Here is a 20,018-nt window from a genome sequence, read left to right as displayed (position 1 = left end):
CGGCAACGGCAACGGCAACGGCAACGGCAACGGCAACGGCAACGGCAACGGCAACGGCAACGGCAACGGCAACGGCAGAGGTGGCGGGAACGAGGGAGCTGGTCAAGGCAGATCTTCAGGCCAAGAAGGATCCTCAAATGCCGGAGGAGCATCGGGCAGAGGAAATTCATCTGCCCAGGGGAATTCTTCAAACCGGAATAGAGGCAACGCCTCTGAGAACGGTCGCGCTGGGCGTACAGCAACACCCGGTGGATTGCCAGGGATCCTAGGAGCGATCACAAACAGCCTTCGCCCTGCGGTGACAGCTCCTGTCAAAGCAATCGAGAGGACCTTGGCTCCGAAGAGCGCTGCAAAAGCCAACCCAGGCCGATCCACGAAATCCAAGCCCGCCTCATCGAAGAACGCGGCCCAGAAAGGCAAGGCTGGTCCCAACTCAAACAAAGCCGCGGCGGTCTCGAAGCCTCCTGTCCCTCCTGCTAATCTGCCACCTATAGCCCGTGTTCAAACAGCGAACTCGCCTGAAGATCGACCTCTGGCCAAACCCAAGCAGGCGTCTCGCTCAATCGTGGCCGTCGGACTCACGTCGGAGGGCCTCACCCGGCTTAAGGCGCGGGGCTTCCAGGCCGAAGGGCAGTCCAAGGGGACACTCTCGAGCGTGGTAAGACTTATTCCGCCCCGCGGCATGTCACTCGCACAGGCGCAACGGGTCGTCCGCGTCGCCGATGCAGGAGCTGTCGCCGATTTTGACCACTTCTATTACACAGACGGAGATCAGGGCTGTGCCGGCACGGGTTGCGAAGCGACCTCTCTCGTAGGCTGGAGCCTGCCGGCCGCTAAACAATGCGGCCCCGTACCGACGATCGGTGTTATCGACACAGGAATTGACCGCGAGCACGAGGCCCTGAGGGGCCAGTTGATTGAGATCGTCTCCGAATTACAACTTCGCGGCACCCCTTCTCAGAGCGACCACGGCACGGCTGTGGCGGCTCTTCTGGTGGGCAGGAGCGGAAGCAGCGCCCCAGGCCTTCTGCCGGAAGCGCGCATTCTGGCGGTGGATGCATTCTATCGCGACGGCGGAACTGCGGATCGCACCGACGTGACGACCCTCGTCATGGCTCTGGAGGCGCTGGCGGAGAGAAACATACGCGTCGTAAACATGAGCTTGTCCGGCCCTCCCAACGAAGTGCTTAAGCGAGCCATTGCATCAGCTCAAGCAAAGGGCATGACCATCATAGCGGCTGCGGGAAACAATGGCGCAGGCGCCGAGCCGTCGTACCCGGCCGCTTATCCCGGCGTGGTCGCCGTCACGGCCGTAGATGGAAAGCGCGATATCTATCGTCGCGCGACCCAGGGCGATTACATCGATCTTGCGGCACCAGGCGTGGACCTGTGGGTTGCCGCACCGGGCGGAGGCGGCGCGACGAAGAGCGGTACGTCTTATGCTGTGCCATTCATCTCCGCCGCAGCAGCAATCCTCCATGCCTCAGATCCAAACCGGGACCCGGCTGGCCTTCAGGCTGCGCTTGAAAACAGCACGATGGATCTGGGCGCGCCAGGGCGCGACAAAACCTTCGGGAACGGACTTTTGCAAGCCGCAAACCTGTGCTCACCTCAGGTGGACGAAACCCCTGTCGCGCAGTCCCACGTCGGATTTGACGCCACGATCCCTTAAGGAGCGCAGACCGTTGAACAGGCTCAGACAGCCCCGCCCAAGTAGTGCTGCAAGGTTACGCGCGTGCCTTCACGCCAGAGCCTGCCCAGTGCAGTCTCGAAGCGGGAGCGGAAGACAGGATTTTCGGCAACATCGCCAAAAATGTCCCTCATGGCCAGAAAGGCGGATGCATCATCTCTTGCAGCCAATGCCGCCGATTGCAGACGGCCGGCATTCGGATCATCAAGAGCAAACGGTCGGCCCTGATCGTCCAGACCTGCGCAGTACCGGCACCATAGGGCCGACACGAGAGCCAGCCCTGTCACATCCGCGCCAGCCTTCAGCCGGTCACGCGTTGAGGGCAGGATAAACTTGGGCTGCCGGTTGGAGCCATCCTGAGCGAGGCGCGGGATCGTGTCCCCAACGTCCGGATTGCTGAAGCGCCGGGCGATTAAGCGATAGTAATCCTGAAGATCGACACCCGGCACAGGCGGCACGCAGGGGATGATCTCCTCCAGCTCCAGCTTGTCGAGGAAGCCACGCACCAGCGGATCCTCCATAGCCTCATGAACGTAATGAATGCCCAGAAGCCCGGCAGGATAAGCGATGGCCGCATGCCCGCCATTGAGGATGCGTAGCTTCATCAGTTCGAATGCCGCCACACGAGGCGTGAAGGTGACGCCGACTTCTTCCAGCGCCGGGCGGCCGGATGGGAAATGATCTTCGAGCACCCATTGGCGGAAAGGCTCACAGAAAACGGGCCAGTTGTCCTGCACGCCAAAGCGCTCAACTAGGGCATTGCGTTCCCTGTCCGTAGTTGCCGGCGTGATACGGTCGACCATGCTGGTCGGAAAGGCCACCTGCTCACGCACGTAAGCAGCAAGAGACGGATCGATCAAATCCGCCAAGCCTGCAACGGCTTCCCTGGCAACCTGTCCATTGTGAGGAATGTTATCGCACGACATGACGGTGAAAGGCGCATGACCCTGATCCCGCCGACGCTTGAGAGCTGCCAGGATCACCCCGAATGCACTCCTAGGCGTCTGCAGATGAGTAGCATCATGCACGATGTCCGGATGCTCGGGATTGAAAGTCCCTGTGCCCGGATCGATGCAGTATCCTCCCTCCGTGATGGTGAGGGACACGATACGCAAGGCAGGGTTGTCGAGAGCCGTGACAATCGCATGGCCATGCTCTTCTATGGGAACGAAGTCGACCATTGCGCCGGTGATCCGAGCATGATTGGCTCCAGGCTCAAGCTCCACCACCGTGGTGAGCCAATCCTGGTGCTCCAGCGCCTGTCGCATCGCTCCATCGCCTGGGCGGATGCCTGCGCCGATGAGAGCCCAGTCAAGGTCCTTCCCGGCGTTGAAGAGTTCATCCAGGTACACCGCCTGGTGGGCGCGATGAAAATTGCCGACGCCGATGTGGAGAATGCCAGCTTGGAGGTCTGCGCGATCATAAGTCGGTTTTGCGATGGCATGCGGCAAATTTGCAAGATGGGCGAGCTTCAAATTCTGGCTCATGGCAATGGTCTCAGTTGGGAGGGGGAGGAGGTAGTTGGAGGACCAATAGTGCTCCATCCATCACCATCGATTGTAACAATGTCAACATGCCTTCCCAGGGACAGCATCAATGTCGAGACCAGGACGTAGGTCCTGATGCACTAGCCTGGGTCGATACCCGCAAAGCTGCTTTCTGAGGAGTGGCTCAACAGTTCTGCCTGACTGTATCTCCCTATGGCGTATTCCCTTATTGTCCAGGCACGACTCTCGTGAGCGCTATTCAAGAATCGACCATAGATGCCCCATCGTTTAGGATACGATCTGGAACGCGACCGCTCACTTGCGGCGGGAGCCTTGTTTTGTGCCTTGTAGCAGGCACAGCTTCGAGGCTTTGTGGCAGGCAAGTGCTCCGCAGACGTCGATGCATCTTAAGTGGCGGGAGTTCGCCATGGAACGAAAACTGTTGCGTCTCGCTATAGCCGTCGCCTTTGCGATGGTGGGGGCCAGTTCAGCCAACGCTGAAATCCTCATCGGCATGGCAGGAGCTCTGACTGGTCCTAATGCCTATCAGGGCGAGCAGCAGCAGCAGGGCGTGGAAATGGCCATTGTTGACATCAACGCTGCCGGCGGCGTGCTGGGACAACAACTGAGGCTTATTTCCGTGGACGACGCCTGCGACAGCGGCCAAGCAATTGCGGCCGCTCACAAGCTGGTGGCCGAGAAGGTGGCCTTTGTTGTTGGGCACCAATGCTCAGGCGCTTCGATTCCGGCAGCCAGCATTTATGAAAGAGCCGGAATCATCCAAATGACTCCGGCCTCGACCAGTCCCCAGCTGACGGAAGAGGGTCGCTCGAACGTCTTCCGCATCTGCGGGAGGGATGACCAGCAGGGCGCGATAGCAGGCGCTTATCTCGCAGCACAAGGCCGGGACACCAAGATTGCCATTCTCAGCGATGGCTCGGTCTATGGCAAAGGGCTCACCGAGGAAACCCGACGCCATCTCCGAAACAACGGCAGCGCCGAAACACTCTACGATCAACTTGAGCTTGGCCTGAGCGACTATTCACCCCTCATCGCAAAGCTGCAGGCTGCCGGGATTCAGATTGCTTATTTTGCCGGGTATTACAGGGAGGCAGCCATTCTGATCCGCAATGCGCGCGAGCAGGGCTACAATCTTCAGATGGTGTCCGGCGACAGCATCGCGAGCGAAGCCTTCATCCAGGTTACGGGCGGGGCCGGCGAAGGGACGGTCTTCACCTCCTTTCGTGACCCGCGCCGCAATCCCGGCGCGGCTTCTCTCATCGAGCGCTTTCGGCAAAAGGGCTTCGAGCCGGAGGGTTATACGCTCTACAGCTACGGCGCGGTTCAGGCCTGGGCTCAAGCGATCGCAAGGGCGGGCTCGACCGAGCCACAAGCGGTGATCAGATCCCTTCGCTCGAACGAATTCGACACCATTCTTGGGCGAGTCAGCTTCGATGCCAAAGGCGATGTGCGGCAACCCGGCTTCGAATGGTTCATCTGGCGGAGTGGCCGATATGTGCCCTTGGAATAAGGAAGGGGCCGTGCCCCTGGCAGCATGCCCTTCTACCTGAGTGTCCGCTGGCGCCTGCTCCTCGCCTTTCTAGGCATCAGCGCCTTTGCCCTGCTGGCTGCAGCCACGGGGACCTACGCATTCCGCCAGATGACTCAGGTCATTGAGCGCATTACAGAAGAACGCGTCCCCTCTGCCTTTTCCGCCCTTGACTTATCGCGGCAAGCCGAGCGCATTGTCGCCGCTGCGCCGACGCTTCTCACGGCCCGCTCCCAGGCTCAATACCGGGAGATCTCCGCTGCCATCACGACGGAGGTCGAACGTCTCGAGGGCCTGCTTGCTCAAATCCGGACTGAGATTGATCCCGCGGCAGTCGCCGCCATGGAGCCTGCTGTCGTAGGATTACGACGCAACCTCACAGCGCTCGCTGGTCTTGTGGCAGGAAGGCTCGCCGTAGCAGCGCAAAAAGATGCACTCGTCCAGCGCCTCTCAAACGCAACGGTCGCGGCACAGCGCCTGATCGCCCCTGCCCTTGTGGTCTTGGACGCTAAATTCGCAGCCTCACGACGCATAGACCGCGGCGAGCAGACAACCGCCGGCATCCCACAACCTCCTTCGGTGATTGTGCAGGAGATTGCCGAAAACCTTCTCATGCAGAAGGCGCAGCTCGAATTCGCCTCGATCGGCGACGGCTTACTCAAGGCGTCCCTTGCCGAGAAGCCTGCCGATATTTCGGTGATGAGCTTTCCTCTTAACCGTTCCTTGTCGGCCTTGCGTCAGATCGCATCCGAGTTAGCGGATCAGCGTCTGCACCTCCGTTTCGATCAGCGGATTTCTGACTTTTCTCGGCTGATTGAGGGGCAGGACAGCATATTGTCGGCACGAAGGACAGAACTCATCCTGGTAGAGGATGCCGAACGGCTCCTCATAGAGAATAGAGGCCTTTCTGCACAGCTGACGAAAGCAGTTGATGACCTGGTCGCAACCGCCCGCAGCGATATTCGTGCGGCCAGCGGTGAGGCATTGATGGCACAGCACGTAGGACGAAACATCCTGCTGAGCGTCGTCTCCCTCAGCCTTCTGAGCTCCCTCCTCATCGTATGGTTATATGTTGATCGCAATCTCGTCGCGCGGCTGCAAGGCTTGAGCAGCAGCATGCTGGCGATCGCCGGAGGCAATCTGCGTGCCCCTCTGCCAAAAGACGGGGAAGATGAGATCGGGCAGATGGCGAAAGCCCTCACCGTCTTCCGAGACACAGCAATCGAGGTCGAGGAGAAGAACCTGCGTGAGGTCGCCGACGCTCGACAGCGGCTGATTGATGCGATCGAGAGCATCAACGAAGGCTTCGCTCTCTATGACGCCGATGATCGCCTTATCCTGTGCAACAGCCGCTATGAGGAACTCCTTTATCCTGAATCCGACGTCCCCATGGTGCCTGGAACGCCGTTCGAAACGGTCATCCGGCGCGCGGCGGAGCGCGGCCTCATCCTGGAGGCAAAGGGACGGGTCGAGGCCTGGGTAGCCGAGAGGCTGGCGCGGCACAGGAACCCGGTCGCAGCCGAGATCCAGCACCGCGACGGCAATCGCTGGATTCAGGTCTGCGAACGCAGGATAGCAGGGAGCGGAACTGTCGCGGTCTATACCGACATTACGGAGATCAAGCACCATGCGGCACAACTGGAACTTGCCCGTGATGAAGCCATGGCGGCCACGCGAGCAAAGAGCCAGTTTCTTACGAACATGAGCCACGAGCTGAGAACGCCGCTGAATGCAATCATCGGCATCACCGAGATGCTCAAGGAGGAGGCTGAGGAAACCGGCGAGGAGCCGCTGGTGGAGCCTCTGGACAGGATACGCCATGCCGGCACGCATCTCCTAACCCTGATCAATGAGATCCTCGATCTTGCCAAGATCGAGGCAGGCAAGCTGGAGCTTCATCCGGAAGAAGTCGATCTTAGCGGCCTGATCAGGGAGGCTGCCATGACAGCGGAGCCACTCGCGAGAAGGAACAACAACCATATCGAGGTGGAGACCGCTTCCGACATCGGCAGGATGCAAACCGATCCTCTGCGCCTGCGACAGGTTCTGCTCAATCTCCTAAGCAATGCCTGTAAGTTCACCAAAGGTGGAACCATAAAGGTAACGGCCACTCGGATCACGGACCGAGGAGGAGACAGGATAACGATCTCCGTCCAGGATACGGGCATCGGCATGACAACTGAACAACGCGACAAGCTCTTTCAGGAGTTCAGTCAGGCGGACAGCACGACCACGCGAAAATTCGGAGGAACCGGACTCGGACTTGCCATCAGCCGCCGACTTAGCCGTGTCATGGGTGGAGACATCACCGTGCAGAGTGCCGTGGGGATCGGAAGCACATTTACCATTTCTCTGCCGACAGGAGGTGTCTCTGGCACCCCCAGGGTACACCCTGCCATACGAAGCCCTTCCATTGTCCCGCAATTTTCCGGACGAGGGCAACGCGCGCTGATCATCGACGATGAGACAACGTCGCGGGAGATCCTAAGGCAGATCCTCATGCGTGAAGGTTTCGAGGTGGTGACGGCGGAGAGCGGACAGGAAGGAATCGTGATTGCCCGTGAGATCCGGCCGTCGGTGATTACCCTGGATGTGCTGATGCCGGGCCTCGATGGATGGAGCACCCTTCAGCACTTGAAGCGCGATCCTGAGCTTCAAGACATTCCGGTCATCATGGTCACAATTGTCGATGAGGAGAACCAAGCCTATGCCCTCGGGGCTGCCGCGTATCTGACGAAGCCAGTCAATCGCGAGTGCCTCCTGAAGGCTCTTGCCGCCTGCCGAACCGATCATGTGAACTCTCGGGTGCTGGTTGTGGAGGATGACCCGCACACCCGGGGGTGGCTTGCCCGGATCCTGCGGGAGGATGGATGGGAGGTGGCAGAGGCGGAGAACGGGCGAGTTGCCCTGAACCGGCTTCCGCTCGTCAAGCCTGACATCATCCTCCTCGACCTGATGATGCCGGAGATGGACGGTTTCGAGTTTGTCGATGAGATCCATCGCAACGAGGAGACGCGGCATCTGCCTCTCATTGTGCTGACGGCCGCCGATGTCGACGATGAAGCGCAGCGGCGCCTGAGCGGCGGCATTCAGCGACTTCTGCGTAAAAGACCCGGAGGTCGGGATGAAGTCCTTGCCACTTTGCGGGACGTCATCGCCGATTGTATGCGGCTCGGTCGACCGGATCACCAGGAGCAGGCATGACCAAGCTTCTCTATATAGGGAAGGATAGTGTCGACATGCTGATCCAGCTGTTGGTATGGCACGGAGTCAAGATCAGGAGCCTGCCATGATCGATGCCGGCGTCCGCATTCTTGTCGTGGATGACAACGAGGACAATCGATATACGCTGACGCGGCGCCTGCAACGGGAGGGGTGGACGGATCTGACGACAGCCGAGAACGGACGCGAGGCTCTCGAACGGATCTCTCAGGAGCGCTTCGACCTCATCCTCCTCGATATCATGATGCCAGAGATCAACGGCTACGAAGTCCTGAAACGGTTAAAGACGGATGTAGCCACGCGCGACATCCCGGTTCTGATGATTTCAGCCCTATCCGAGTTCGAAAGTGTTGTCCGCTGCATCGAACTCGGAGCCGAAGATTACCTGCCGAAGCCCTTCAACCCGGCGCTCTTGAGGGCACGCGTGAGAGCCTGCCTGGGCAAGAAGAGGCTGCATGACCAGGAGCTCAGCTATCTCACTGAGATCGATCACCAGCGGCGCCGGGCCGAAGCGCTTCTTAATGCCATCCTGCCGTCGCAGGCTGTGCACGAGCTCGAACTATCTCAAACCGTGACGCCTCGCCGCCATGAAGATGTCGTCGTGTTCTTCGCCGATATCGTCGGGTTCACGGCTTACTGCGATCTGCTTGCACCGGAGGAGATCGTTGCAAATCTTCATATTTACGCCTCAAGCTTCGAGGACATCGCTTCTCAGCATGGTCTCGAGAAGATCAAGACCATCGGCGATGGTTTTCTCGCCACAGCGGGCCTGCTCCTGCCCAACTCGGATCCGGTGATGGCGAGCATCGAATGCGCCATGTCGACCATCGCCTCCGCCCGTGACCTGCCTCTGCCTTGGGATGTCCGTGTAGGCATTCACATCGGACCAGTCGTCGCCGGGGTTGTTGGGCGGCAGAAGTTCAGCTTCGATATCTGGGGCGATACGGTGAATGTGGCTGCGCGGCTCGCCGGATACGGCAGGCAAAGCGGTATCAATCTCAGCAACGCCGCCTGGGAGCGAGTTCGGACACGTATCGACGCCGCTCCTCTAGGGCCGGTGCCTATCAAGGGCAAAGGCGTTGTCGAAGCTTACAGGGTTGCCCCTCCAGAGTAGGTGAGGCGGACGGCCAGTAACCGCCCGCCGCTTTCAGATGTGGAGTTCACGTCCCAGGGATTTCAGGGCGCTCTCCTGGAAAGCCTCCCCTTGCGTGGGATGTGCGTGGATGGTGCCGGCGATGTCTTCAAGGCGTGCTCCCATCTCGATGGCAAGGCCGAAGGCTGCGGAGAGTTCGGACACGCCCTGCCCGACCGCCTGGATGCCGAGAACCAGGTGATTATCCGCTCGGGCCACGACGCGCACGAAGCCTTCTTCGCCAAGTTTCGTCATGGCACGGCCATTCGCCGCGAAGGGGAAGTGGCCGACACGGATTTCACTACCGCTTTTCTGAGCCTCATCCGAGGTCAAGCCGACGGCGACGATTTCCGGATCGGTGAAGCACACTGCCGGAATGGCTCTCTTGTCCCAGACCCGCTTGTGGCCTGCGATGATCTCCGCCACCAACTCGCCCTGTGCCATGGCACGGTGGGCCAGCATCGGCTCGCCCGTCACATCGCCGATGGCATAGATTCCCCGCATCGAGGTCTGGCACTTCTCGTCGATCCAAATATACGGGCCATCCCTATCGAGAACGAGTTCCTCCATCCCCCACCCTTGAGTGACTGGCCTCCGCCCGACCGTGACGAGGATCCTGTCGGCCGCGAGGGACACTTCGGATCCGCTCTCCGTTTCGACCAGCAGAGCGCCGCCGGCTTTAGCCATCCCCCTGGCCTTTGCGCGCGTCATGACGTCGATGCCGAGAGCCTGCAGCCTCTTGGATACCGGACGGGTGAGCTCTGCATCGTATTGCGGCAGGATTCGTGCCTGCGCCTCGACGACAGTTACCTTTGCGCCCATCTTGGCAAAGGCTGTCCCAAGCTCAAGACCGATATAGCCGCCGCCGACGACCACCAGCTTATCCGGAACCGACGTCAACGAAAGCGCTTCTGTCGAGGAGATCACGGTTCCGCCGAATGGAAGGCTGGGGAGTTCGACCGGCGCCGAACCGGTTGCGATCACCACATTCTCAGCACGGATGATCTGCCGGCCGGTTTCTGTTTCCACCTCAACCGTTTTGCCATCGCGAAAGCGGGCCCGGCCCTGGACCATCTTGACCTTAGATTTCTTGAGGAGGCCTGACACGCCGCTGTTCAGCCGGCCAACGATAGTGTCCTTCCAGGCGATGGTTTGAGACAGATCGAGCTCAGGTCTCGTTGTTCTGATCCCGAGCGGGTTCTGCCCCGATGCAAGATGAACGATCCGGTCGTATTCTTCAGCCGCATGGATGAGCGCTTTGGACGGAATGCAGCCCACATTGAGGCAGGTTCCACCCGGCTTCCTTTCCTCGACGATGACCGTATCGATCCCAAGCTGTCCAGCGCGGATGGCGCAGACATAGCCGCCCGGTCCCGCTCCAATGACAAGGAGCTTGCAGGAGATATCCTTCATTCGCTTCAAGCCTCCACGAAGATCATTGCGGGCGTCTCCAGCAGCGTCTTGATGCGCTGCACGAAAACCGCCGCATCCCAGCCGTCGATGATCCGGTGATCGAAGCTGGAGGACAGGTTCATCATCTTGCGGGGAATGAACGTCGAGCCGTCCCACATGGGCCGCACCATGATCTTGTTGACGCCGATGATGGCAACCTCCGGATGATTGATCACCGGTGTGGTGACGATGCCGCCCATGGCGCCGAGCGACGTGATGGTGATCGTCGAGCCGCTCAGTTCCTCGCGGGTGGCGAGACCGGCCTTGGCGGCCTCCGCCAAACGGGTCAGCTCCGTGGCACATCCCCAGATGTCCCGCGCCTCGGCATGCCGGACGACCGGCACCATCAGGCCCGAGCCGGTCTGCGTGGCAATGCCGATATGCACGCCGCCGTGCTGGTGAACGACGCCCGCCTCGTCATCATAAATTGAATTCAGGTGCGGTTGCTCGGCAATGGCCTTGACCATGGCGCGCATCAGGAAGGGCAGCAGGGTCAGCTTCGGCCTGTCGGATCGCTTGGTCGCGTTGAGTGTCGTCCGCAGATCCTCGAGAGCGGTCACATCGATCTCTTCCACATAGGTGATGTGCGGGATGCGCGATTTCGCGATCGCCATCTTCTCCGCGATCTTGCGCCGTAGTCCGATCACCTTGATATGCTGGACGGATGTATCCTGAGCCAAGCCCTGTGCCTTGGCGACCTGCGGGCCATGGGTAAGGAACGCATCCAGATCCTCATGGGTGATCCGGCCGGCGGGGCCTGTGCCCGGAACCTGCCTCAGATCAATCCCGGCCTCGCGGGCTCTCAGTCGGACCGCCGGAGAAGCAATCGGCTTGTCACCCTCCATCCGCGGAACGGAGGGGCGGTGCGCTCTCACAGGCGGGTTTTGCGGAACCTCAACCGGTTGGGGCCGGGGAGCTTCCCTCGCCTGCTTCTCGACGACCGCCTCCGAGGTTTTGACCGCGCCATCGGCCTGCGCCTCGATATCCTTCGGCCGTGACGGTGCTTCAGGTGCCTTATCGGAGGTGTCGTGACCGGAGGCAGCGCCCTCCTCATCTCCGGTCTTCAGGCGGATCAGGGGAGATCCGATCGCGACGACATCCCCAATATCAGCGCCGAGCCACAGAACCTCCCCGTCGACAGGAGAAGGAATCTCCACCGTCGCCTTGTCGGTCATCACGGCTGCAAGCAGAGCATCCTCGCGCACGAGGTCGCCGATTTTGACGTGCCATTCAACGAGTTCGGCCTCGGCGATTCCTTCGCCTACATCGGGCATCTTGATCAGGTGCTCACCCATGTCAGGCCTCCACTGTCTCGATAAGCGCACGTCCGACCCGAGCCGGCCCCGGGAAGTAGTCCCATTCCTGCGCATGCGGGTAAGGCGTATCCCATCCGGTCACGCGCGCAATAGGCGCCTCGAGCTGGAAGAAGCAAGCCTCCTGGACGAGTGCCGCCAGTTCTGCCCCAAAGCCTGACGTGAGCGTCGCCTCATGGACGATCACGCAACGGCCGGTCTTCCTAATCGACGCCGTGATCGTCTCCATGTCGAGGGGAAGCAGGGTACGCAAATCGATGATCTCCGCATCGACTCCCGTCTCCGTTGCAGCCGCCTGGGCGACATAGACCATCGTGCCATAGGCCAGCACGGTCACGGCAGTTCCCTCGCGGACGATGGATGCCTTGCCGAGAGGCAATGTGAAATGGCCGCTGGGCACCTCGCCGAGGTTGTGCTTCGACCAGGGCGTGATCGGGCGGTCGTGATGACCGTCGAAGGGGCCGTTGTAGAGGCGCTTCGGCTCAAGGAAAATCACCGGATCGGGATCCTCGATGGCCGCGATCAGGAGGCCCTTGGCATCGTGAGGGTTCGACGGTACAACGGTTTTCAATCCCGACACATGAGTGAACAGCGCTTCGGGGCTCTGACTATGGGTCTGCCCGCCGAAGATCCCGCCGCCCGTCGGCATGCGGACGACGAGCGGACAGGTGAACTCGCCGTTCGACCGATAGCGTAGGCGAGCTGCCTCGGACACAATCTGGTCATAGGCCGGGTACATGTAATCGGCGAACTGGATCTCGATGCAGGGATGGAGCCCATAGGACGCCATGCCGATGGCTGCTCCGACAATGCCGGCCTCGTTGATCGGCGCATCGAAACACCGGGTCTTCCCGTATTCCTGCTGGAGGCCAGCCGTACAGCGGAAGACGCCGCCGAAATAGCCGACATCCTCCCCGAACACCACGACACGCTCGTCTCGCGCCATCATTACATCCATCGCATCGCGGATGGCTTCGATCATCGTCATGCGTGCCATGGATCAGACTCCCGCCTGCTGACGCTGCCGGCGCAGGTGGGGCGGCATCTCGGCATAGACGCCGTCGAACATGTCGCGTGCCGAGGGCTTTCCACCGGCATGCAGCGTGCCGTAGCTCTCCGCCTCCTTCTGAGCGGCGATCACCGTATCGAGAATTTCGGCCTCGGCCTGCTTGTGCCGCTCCTCGGACCAGGCGCCTCGCACGATCAGGTGGTTCTTCAGACGAATGAGCGGATCGCCCAGAGGCCAGGCATCGGACTCAGTCTTCGGCCGATAGGCGGATGGATCGTCGGATGTGGAATGCGCGCCAGCCCGGTAGGTGACATACTCGACGAGCGTCGGCCCGAGATTGCGGCGGGCGCGCTCGACAGCCCACTTTGCCACGGCATAAACGGCCAGATAGTCGTTGCCGTCCACCCTCAGGGACGGAATGCCGAAGCCCAAACCTCTGGCCGCGAAGGTGCCCGCTCCTCCCCGAGCGATGCCCTGGAATGTCGAGATCGCCCATTGGTTATTGACGATATTGAGGATGACCGGAGCCTTGTATGTGGATGCAAAGACGAGGGCGGCATGGAAGTCCGACTCGGCGGTCGATCCATCTCCGATCCATGCTGCGGCGATCTTGGTATCGTTGCGGATCGCCGATGCCATCGCCCAGCCGACTGCCTGTATGTATTGGGTCGCGAGATTGCCCGAGATCGTGAAGAAGCCGTGCTCCTTGGAGCTGTACATGACAGGCAGCTGGCGCCCCTTCAACGGATCGCGCGCGTTGGAATAGATCTGGCACATCATGTCGACCATCGGATAACCGTCCGCGATCAGGAGGCCGGCTTGGCGATAGGTCGGAAAGTTCATGTCGCCCGGCGAGAGCGCCTTGCGGAAGGCGCAGCTGATCGCCTCCTCCCCGAGATGCTGCATATAGAACGACGTCTTGCCCTGGCGCTGGGCAATCAGCATCCTCGCGTCGAAGGTGCGCAGCGTCATCATGTGACGCATGCCTTCGATCAGTTCCTCATCGCTCAGCAAGCCGGCCCAGGGACCCACCGCCTCGCCAGTGCGGTTCAGAACGCGAATGATCGAAAAGGCAAGGTCCCGGATGGACTCTGGATCGACGTCGACTTCGGGCCTCGGGACGGCTCCTGCCTTGGGGATTTTAACATTCGAGAAGTCCGGGGTTCCGCCCGGACGAACGGCCGGTTCCGGCACGTGAAGAGACAGGGGTGCGTCAGTCGTCATGATGTGTTGTTCTCCTCCGGAGAGAACTAGGAAAGAAACACCATCTGGCCATAGGCGCAACGGCGGGGACATGAGAGCCAGGAACGGAGCTTACGGATCACCCAACTTGCCGCTGCCGAACCAGGGCTTGTCCGACTCAGTTCAGGCCTGCCGTCTTCCCTTCAGGTATGCACGAAAACATCCGCATGCTCGGCCGAGAAGCGTCCCAACTCATCCATAACCGCTTCAAGGTGGGCAGCCATGGCTTTGTGCGCCGCCTGAGAGTCCCGGGTCTCAAGGGCGTGGAAGATCTCGCGGTGTTCGGCCAAGGTTACAGTATGGCGACGAGGCGACGAGAGGAGCCGGCGCACGCGGTCGATATTGGCCCGGGATGCATCGATCACCGCGGCCACGCGGGGCAGGTTCAGCCCCTCGACCAGAACCGTATGAAACACGAGATCCAGCGCATAAAATCCTGGACGGTCCCCACGCTCGACAGCCTCTTGCTGGGCCTGCAGGTTTTCACGAAGGGTCTTCAAATCGGTATCTGACAGATGCTCGGCTGCCTTTTCCGCCACCATGCATTCCAGAGCCTGACGGATCAGCATCGATTCCCTGATCTCCGGAAGTCGGATGCGTGCGGCCCGGCTGCCACGCTGCGGCAGGATTTCGACAAGTCCCTCCGCGGCAAGGCGTGCGAGGGCCTCCGAGACGGGAAATCGAGAGACCCCGAGGGCAAGGCAAACCGCCCCTTTATCGATGAACTCGCCGGGCTCGAAATCGAGATCGACAATGGCCGACCGGAGCGAGCGTTCGACCTGCTCGGTCATGTTCCCCCGCGGCCCGCGCTCCAGGGGCGTTAGGAATTCGTAGTATTTTCTCTTGTCGAACGCGTCCATTTGCCTAACATGTTAGTCCAACCGATGGGCGAAAGCCACCAGCTTGTCGGGTGCCTCCGGTGAGCGGGCTGCTCGCCGATCATCAGGAACCGGCCGCAGAGCCGGGTTTTTCGGAGGAACGCCTATGCCATCTATGACCCGCCGCCTAGCCTTCGGCCTCATCGCCGCCGCAACCGTCGCCCTCCCCGCCCTGCCGGCAAGCGCCCAAACCAAGCTTAAATGGGCCCATGTCTACGAGGCGTCCGAGCCCTATCATAAATGGGCTCTCTGGGCCGGTGAGGAGCTCAAGAAGCGGACCAACGGCAAGTACACGATCGAGGTGTTCCCGGCCTCGTCTCTCGGCAAGGAAAGCGACATCAACGAGGGGCTGTCTCTCGGCACCGTCGACATCATCTATACCGGCCAGCTCTTCGCCGGCCGTGCCCACGGGCCGGTCGCCATCGGCGGCGCTCCCTACATGTTCCGCGACTTCGGCCACTGGAACGCCTTCCGAAAATCCGATCTCTTCAAGGAGCTCGGCGAGGGATACGAGAAGAAGACCGGTCACCGGGTCGTGAGCCTCACCTATTACGGCGAGCGGCACGTGACGGCGAACAAGGACATCACCAAGCCCGAGGACATGAAGGGGTTGAAGATCCGCGTGCCCGATGCGCCGCTCTACACCATGTTCCCGAGAGCCGTCGGGGCCAACCCGACGCCGATTGCCTTCGCGGAGGTCTACCTGGCGCTCTCGCAGGGCGTGGTCGATGCGCAGGAAAACCCGTTGGTTACCATCCAGGCCAAGAAGTTCCATGAGGTCCAGAAGAACATCGTGCTGACGGGGCACATTACGGATGCGCTTCTCAGCATTGTTTCCGGCGGCACGATGAAGCGCCTCTCGGCCGACGAGCAGAAGGCCCTGACCGAAATCCTGCAGGAAGCAGCCGACAAGTGCACCGACGACATCGCCAAGATGGAGAAGGAACTGGTCGAGTGGTTCAAGGGACAGGGCAAGAACGTCGTCACAGTGGACCGGGCGCCATTCCGTGAAGCTGTGGTCAAGATGCACATGGGCCCCGACGCCACCTGGGACAAGACAGTCTACGACCGTCTCCAGGCGATCAAGACGGCGACCAACTAGCGCGACCCTCGAGGCTCTCTTCAAAAGGAAGAGAGCCTCACGCTTCTCATTGAGAAAAGCCGAAACGCATGCCCGCGATCCAGAACACCCAAGCGCCCACCATGACGGACCCAAGAAGCGATGCCGCCCCGCCGGAGGACATCCATCAGGAAATGGACGAACTCTTCGAACAATGGCGGGAGGAGGAAGCGCATGTGGATCTCTCCGACCTTCGATGGTCGGACGCCTTGGTCTTCGCAATCTTCTGGGTCCTGTTCGGCATCGTCTTCCTGCAGTTTTTCACCCGCTATGTCCTGAACAACTCACTGGGGTGGACGGAGGAGATCGCCCGGTATCTCCTCATCCTTGTCACCTTCGTCGGGTCCGTGACGGCCATGCGCAAAGGCTCGCACATCGCCGTCGAGGCGCTTCTCGTCTATCTTCCCCGCGAAGCCAAGCACTGGACCCTTGTTGCGGTGGATGGCCTTGTTGCCCTCTTCTGCGGCGCCATGGCTTGGTATGCCTATCAACTTGGGGCGCTTGCTCCAGGCTACATGGTCTCGATCGATATCCCGAAGAGCTACCTGTACTGGGCGGTTTCCGCCGCCCTAGTAGGCGTGACCGTGCATGCCATCTCGCGATTCCTGCGGCGCCTGCGCCGCCGTGAGGCGGATGCCACCCACAGCCTGACACTCGACTGAGAGCGGATATTTCCATGCTGATCACCCTGATGCTCGTTGCGCTCCTGGTCATGATCGTCATCGGCGTACCGATTGCGGTTGCACTGGCAGGTTCCTCGCTTCTGTTCCTCTTTGTGGGAAATCTGACTGGTGAAATCACAACCCCGGTGATTACGGTGATTCACCGCATGGTGAACGGCGTTGACTCCTTCCCATTGCTGGCAGTTCCTTTCTTCATCATGGCCGGCAACCTGATGAACTCTGCCGGAATCACCAAGCAGATCTATGATTTCGCCGTCGCGGCCGTCGGCTGGCTGAGGGGCGGCTTGGGCCATGTGAACGTCGCCGGCTCCGTCATCTTCGCCGGCATGTCCGGGACAGCCGTGGCGGATGCAGGCGGTCTTGGAACGATTGAGATCAAGGCCATGCGTGACCATGGCTACGACACGAAGTTTGCCGTGGGGCTCACGGCTGCCTCATCGACCATCGGACCTATCATCCCGCCGTCTCTTCCGCTGGTCATCTACGGTGTGGTGGCCAATGCCTCGATCAACGCGCTCTTCGTGGCAGGAATCATTCCCGGCCTGATCATGGCGATCTTCATGTCGGCCACTGTGGCTCTCTATGCCCATCATTATGGCATCGGGCGCGATGCCAAGTTCGAGCTTGGCCGCCTCGGGCGCTCCTTTCTCAATGCCTTCCTTCCCCTCCTGACGCCCGCCATCATCATCGGCGGCATGAGCTTCGGCCTGTTCACTCCGACTGAGGCGGCTGTTTTCGCCTGCGCCTATGCGCTGCTGCTGTCGACGGTGATCCATGGCGGTCTCAATATGGTGCTGCTGTCACGGGGGCAGCGAGCCCGCTATTCGGTGCTGAGCCTGCGCCAGCTCGTTCGCGTCACCATGGACACGATCGAGACGACGGCCGTGGTTCTTCTGATTGTGGCAGGTGCTTCGATCTTTGGCTGGGTACTCACCACAACCCGCACCACCGATGCGTTGGGCGAATGGATCATCACCTACGCGGCCGATCCGATCACCTTCCTGCTTCTGGTGAATGTCTTCCTGCTGATCGTCGGCTGCTTCATGGAGACGATTGCAGCTATCACCATTCTGACACCCGTGCTGCTGCCGGTTGCCATCAAGCTTGGCATCGACCCGGTGCATTTCGGGCTCATCATGGTTCTCAACCTGATGATCGGCTTGCTGACCCCTCCTGTCGGAATGGTTCTCTACGTGCTGACCCGCGTGGCGAACATATCGTTCGAGGAGTGCATGAAAGCCTGTGCGCCTTGGCTCGTGCCCTTGCTTCTCGTCCTCCTCCTCATCACCTTTGTTCCTGAAACTGTCCTTTGGCTGCCGCGATTCCTCAAGGAAACCGGCTATCTCTGATTTTGAAAAGCGATTGCCATGAACACCCCACGCACGATCCGTCTCTCGCCTGATGACAACGTCGTCATCGCCATCGATCTCGTAAACCAGGGTTCCGACACTGCCGGCCTGACAGCTCGCGAACGCATTCTGCGCGGCCACAAGATGGCCGTGGAGCCGATCCGTGAGGGAGAGCCGATCCGAAAGTTCGGCCAGATCATCGGCTTTGCTAAAAATCACATTTCACCCGGTGAGTGGGTGCACGAGCACAACGTAGGTCTGCACGATTTCGAGCGGGATTATGCCTTCTGTGCGGATGCAAAAAGCACCAATCCACTCCCGCCGGAGTTGCAGGCCACGTTTCAAGGATATCGCCGCGCCTCGGGCAGGACCGGGACCCGCAACTACATCGGCATCCTCACATCCGTGAACTGCTCCGCGTCCGTCGCACGGTTCGCGGCAGCGGAAGTCGAACGCTCCGGCATCCTGCGCGACTATCCTGGCATTGACGGCATCGTGGCCATCGTTCACGGCACAGGCTGCGGTCATGCGGCTTATGGAGAGGGGTTTGAGATCCTGCGCCGGACCCAATGGGGCTATGCCAGCCATCCCAATTTCGCGGGCGTGATCATGGTCGGCCTGGGCTGCGAGGTATTCCAGATCGCGCGCATGAAGCAGGAATATGGGCTCACGGAGACAGATACGTTTCGCACGCTGACCATCCAGGAAACCGGCGGAACCCGGAAAACCGTGCAGGCCATCGTCGACGCCGTGAAAGCCATGCTTCCGGTCGTCGCAAAGGCACAGCGGGAGACACGCCCCGCCTCGGAGTTGATTCTGGCTCTTCAATGCGGCGGCTCCGACGGCTATTCCGCCCTCACGGCCAATCCGGCCTTGGGCGTTGCCTCCGACCTGCTCGTGCAACACGGCGGGACATCTATTCTGTCGGAGACCCCGGAAATCTACGGCGCAGAGCACCTGCTCACCCGCCGTGCTGCAACGCGGGAAGTCGGTGAAAAGCTTGTCGCGCGCATCAGGTGGTGGGAAGCCTACACGGAACGCAATGGCGGCGAGATGAACAACAACCCGTCACCTGGCAACAAGGCAGGCGGCCTGACGACGATTCTCGAGAAATCCCTGGGTGCCACTGCCAAGGGCGGACGCTCCACGCTCCAGGCTGTGTACGAATACGCCGAGCAGGTGAAGGAACGCGGCTTCGTCTATATGGACACGCCCGGCTACGATCCTGTTGCCGCGACGGGCCAAGTCGCCGGCGGCGCGAACCTCATCGCCTTTACCACAGGGCGCGGGTCCGCCTTCGGCTGCAAGCCCGCGCCGTCGCTCAAGCTCGCGACGAACTCGGACATTTACCGCCGCATGATCGACGACATGGACATCAATTGCGGCGACATCCTCGACGGCGTCTCCCTTGAGGAGAAGGGACAGGAAATCTTCGAGATTCTGCTGAAGGTTGCCTCCGGAGTACCTACGAAGTCGGAGGAATTGGGCTATGGCGACCTCGAATTCGTTCCCTGGCAGGTAGGCGCTGTCATGTGACGAGCGACGAAGGCAGAAAGCCTTCGCCCGCCGCCTTTGTCCTTCTCCAGGAGGAGAAGGCAGGCATCTGACGTTTCAGGGCGTTACCCGACGACATTTCCCATAAGGAAGCATCTTTTAACGATGTGTTAACCATATTCCGGCAACCATGCTCGGGCTGATCCAACACGCGGATCAACACTCTCCCAAAAGTGAAGGAGGCACGGATGTACTGCCTCGCTTCGCTTTGGGATGCAGTGTCTAAGGGCATAATGAAGCCCGCACATCTACCATGGAACATGAGCTAAAGCGCTTTTGATCTGGGCTTGAATCCATTCGGGTGGGCTGCGCGTTGACTAGGATATGGCCCGGGAGGC

Annotated in this window: 14 protein-coding genes; 8 read left to right on the top strand and 6 right to left on the bottom strand. The window is 60.5% G+C overall.

Features of this window, described 5'->3' with window-relative positions:
* Positions 1 to 565: 565 nt before the first annotated feature.
* Positions 566 to 1,672: a S8 family serine peptidase gene (locus JKL45_RS26515; RefSeq protein WP_201864800.1), complete on the top strand. Its 1,107-nt coding sequence runs from the start codon at positions 566 to 568 to the stop codon at positions 1,670 to 1,672.
* Positions 1,673 to 1,695: 23 nt separating this feature from the next.
* On the opposite strand, the gene JKL45_RS26510 is transcribed toward JKL45_RS26515, so the two are convergent.
* On the bottom strand, positions 1,696 to 3,177 hold the full coding sequence (locus JKL45_RS26510; RefSeq protein ID WP_201864799.1) for a mannitol dehydrogenase family protein: 1,482 nt from the start codon (positions 3,175 to 3,177) through the stop codon (positions 1,696 to 1,698).
* 427 nt (positions 3,178 to 3,604) lie between these two features.
* Here JKL45_RS26510 and JKL45_RS26505 point away from each other — a divergent pair, with 427 nt between their 5' ends.
* The 3 genes from JKL45_RS26505 to JKL45_RS26495 all read left to right on the top strand — a co-directional run bounded on the left by JKL45_RS26505 (position 3,605) and on the right by JKL45_RS26495 (position 9,062).
* Complete coding sequence (locus tag JKL45_RS26505) at positions 3,605 to 4,708, top strand: branched-chain amino acid ABC transporter substrate-binding protein (protein ID WP_201864798.1); 1,104 nt, start codon at positions 3,605 to 3,607, stop codon at positions 4,706 to 4,708.
* A 24-nt stretch (positions 4,709 to 4,732) separates the two neighbouring features.
* Positions 4,733 to 7,930: a response regulator gene (locus JKL45_RS26500; RefSeq protein ID WP_201864797.1), complete on the top strand. Its 3,198-nt coding sequence runs from the start codon at positions 4,733 to 4,735 to the stop codon at positions 7,928 to 7,930.
* Between the two features lie 85 nt (positions 7,931 to 8,015).
* On the top strand, positions 8,016 to 9,062 hold the full coding sequence (locus JKL45_RS26495) for an adenylate/guanylate cyclase domain-containing protein (RefSeq protein WP_201864796.1): 1,047 nt from the start codon (positions 8,016 to 8,018) through the stop codon (positions 9,060 to 9,062).
* 33 nt (positions 9,063 to 9,095) lie between these two features.
* Here the strand turns inward: JKL45_RS26495 and lpdA are convergent, their stop codons facing one another.
* From lpdA to JKL45_RS26470, 5 genes are all read right to left on the bottom strand, one after another.
* Complete coding sequence (gene lpdA / locus JKL45_RS26490; RefSeq protein ID WP_201864795.1) at positions 9,096 to 10,493, bottom strand: dihydrolipoyl dehydrogenase; 1,398 nt, start codon at positions 10,491 to 10,493, stop codon at positions 9,096 to 9,098.
* Positions 10,494 to 10,498: 5 nt separating this feature from the next.
* Entirely contained in the window at positions 10,499 to 11,827 is a 1,329-nt protein-coding gene (locus JKL45_RS26485) for a dihydrolipoamide acetyltransferase family protein (RefSeq protein WP_201864794.1), read from the bottom strand.
* Between the two features lies 1 nt (position 11,828).
* Positions 11,829 to 12,842 (bottom strand): alpha-ketoacid dehydrogenase subunit beta, encoded by a 1,014-nt coding sequence (locus JKL45_RS26480; protein WP_201864793.1) that lies wholly within the window; start codon positions 12,840 to 12,842, stop codon positions 11,829 to 11,831.
* A 3-nt stretch (positions 12,843 to 12,845) separates the two neighbouring features.
* A complete protein-coding gene (locus JKL45_RS26475) occupies positions 12,846 to 14,078 on the bottom strand; it encodes a 3-methyl-2-oxobutanoate dehydrogenase (2-methylpropanoyl-transferring) subunit alpha (RefSeq protein WP_201864792.1) in 1,233 nt (410 codons plus the stop codon).
* Positions 14,079 to 14,239: 161 nt separating this feature from the next.
* Positions 14,240 to 14,956 carry a GntR family transcriptional regulator gene (locus tag JKL45_RS26470; RefSeq protein ID WP_201864791.1) on the bottom strand — a complete coding sequence of 239 codons (717 nt, stop codon included), beginning with the start codon at positions 14,954 to 14,956 and terminating at the stop codon, positions 14,240 to 14,242.
* A 133-nt stretch (positions 14,957 to 15,089) separates the two neighbouring features.
* Here JKL45_RS26470 and JKL45_RS26465 point away from each other — a divergent pair, with 133 nt between their 5' ends.
* From JKL45_RS26465 to JKL45_RS26450, 4 genes are all read left to right on the top strand, one after another.
* Positions 15,090 to 16,076, top strand: coding sequence for a sialic acid TRAP transporter substrate-binding protein SiaP (locus JKL45_RS26465; RefSeq protein ID WP_201864802.1), 987 nt, complete (start codon positions 15,090 to 15,092; stop codon positions 16,074 to 16,076).
* 68 nt (positions 16,077 to 16,144) lie between these two features.
* On the top strand, positions 16,145 to 16,756 hold the full coding sequence (locus JKL45_RS26460; RefSeq protein WP_201864790.1) for a TRAP transporter small permease: 612 nt from the start codon (positions 16,145 to 16,147) through the stop codon (positions 16,754 to 16,756).
* Between the two features lie 14 nt (positions 16,757 to 16,770).
* Positions 16,771 to 18,126: a TRAP transporter large permease gene (locus tag JKL45_RS26455; protein ID WP_210345897.1), complete on the top strand. Its 1,356-nt coding sequence runs from the start codon at positions 16,771 to 16,773 to the stop codon at positions 18,124 to 18,126.
* A gap of 18 nt (positions 18,127 to 18,144) precedes the next feature.
* On the top strand, positions 18,145 to 19,662 hold the full coding sequence (locus JKL45_RS26450) for a D-arabinonate dehydratase (RefSeq protein WP_201864789.1): 1,518 nt from the start codon (positions 18,145 to 18,147) through the stop codon (positions 19,660 to 19,662).
* Positions 19,663 to 20,018 lie beyond the last annotated feature (356 nt).

The sequence above is a fragment of the Microvirga soli genome, from assembly GCF_016734765.1.
Classification (GTDB): domain Bacteria; phylum Pseudomonadota; class Alphaproteobacteria; order Rhizobiales; family Beijerinckiaceae; genus Microvirga; species Microvirga soli.
This window is presented reverse-complemented; position numbering and strand designations above follow the sequence as displayed.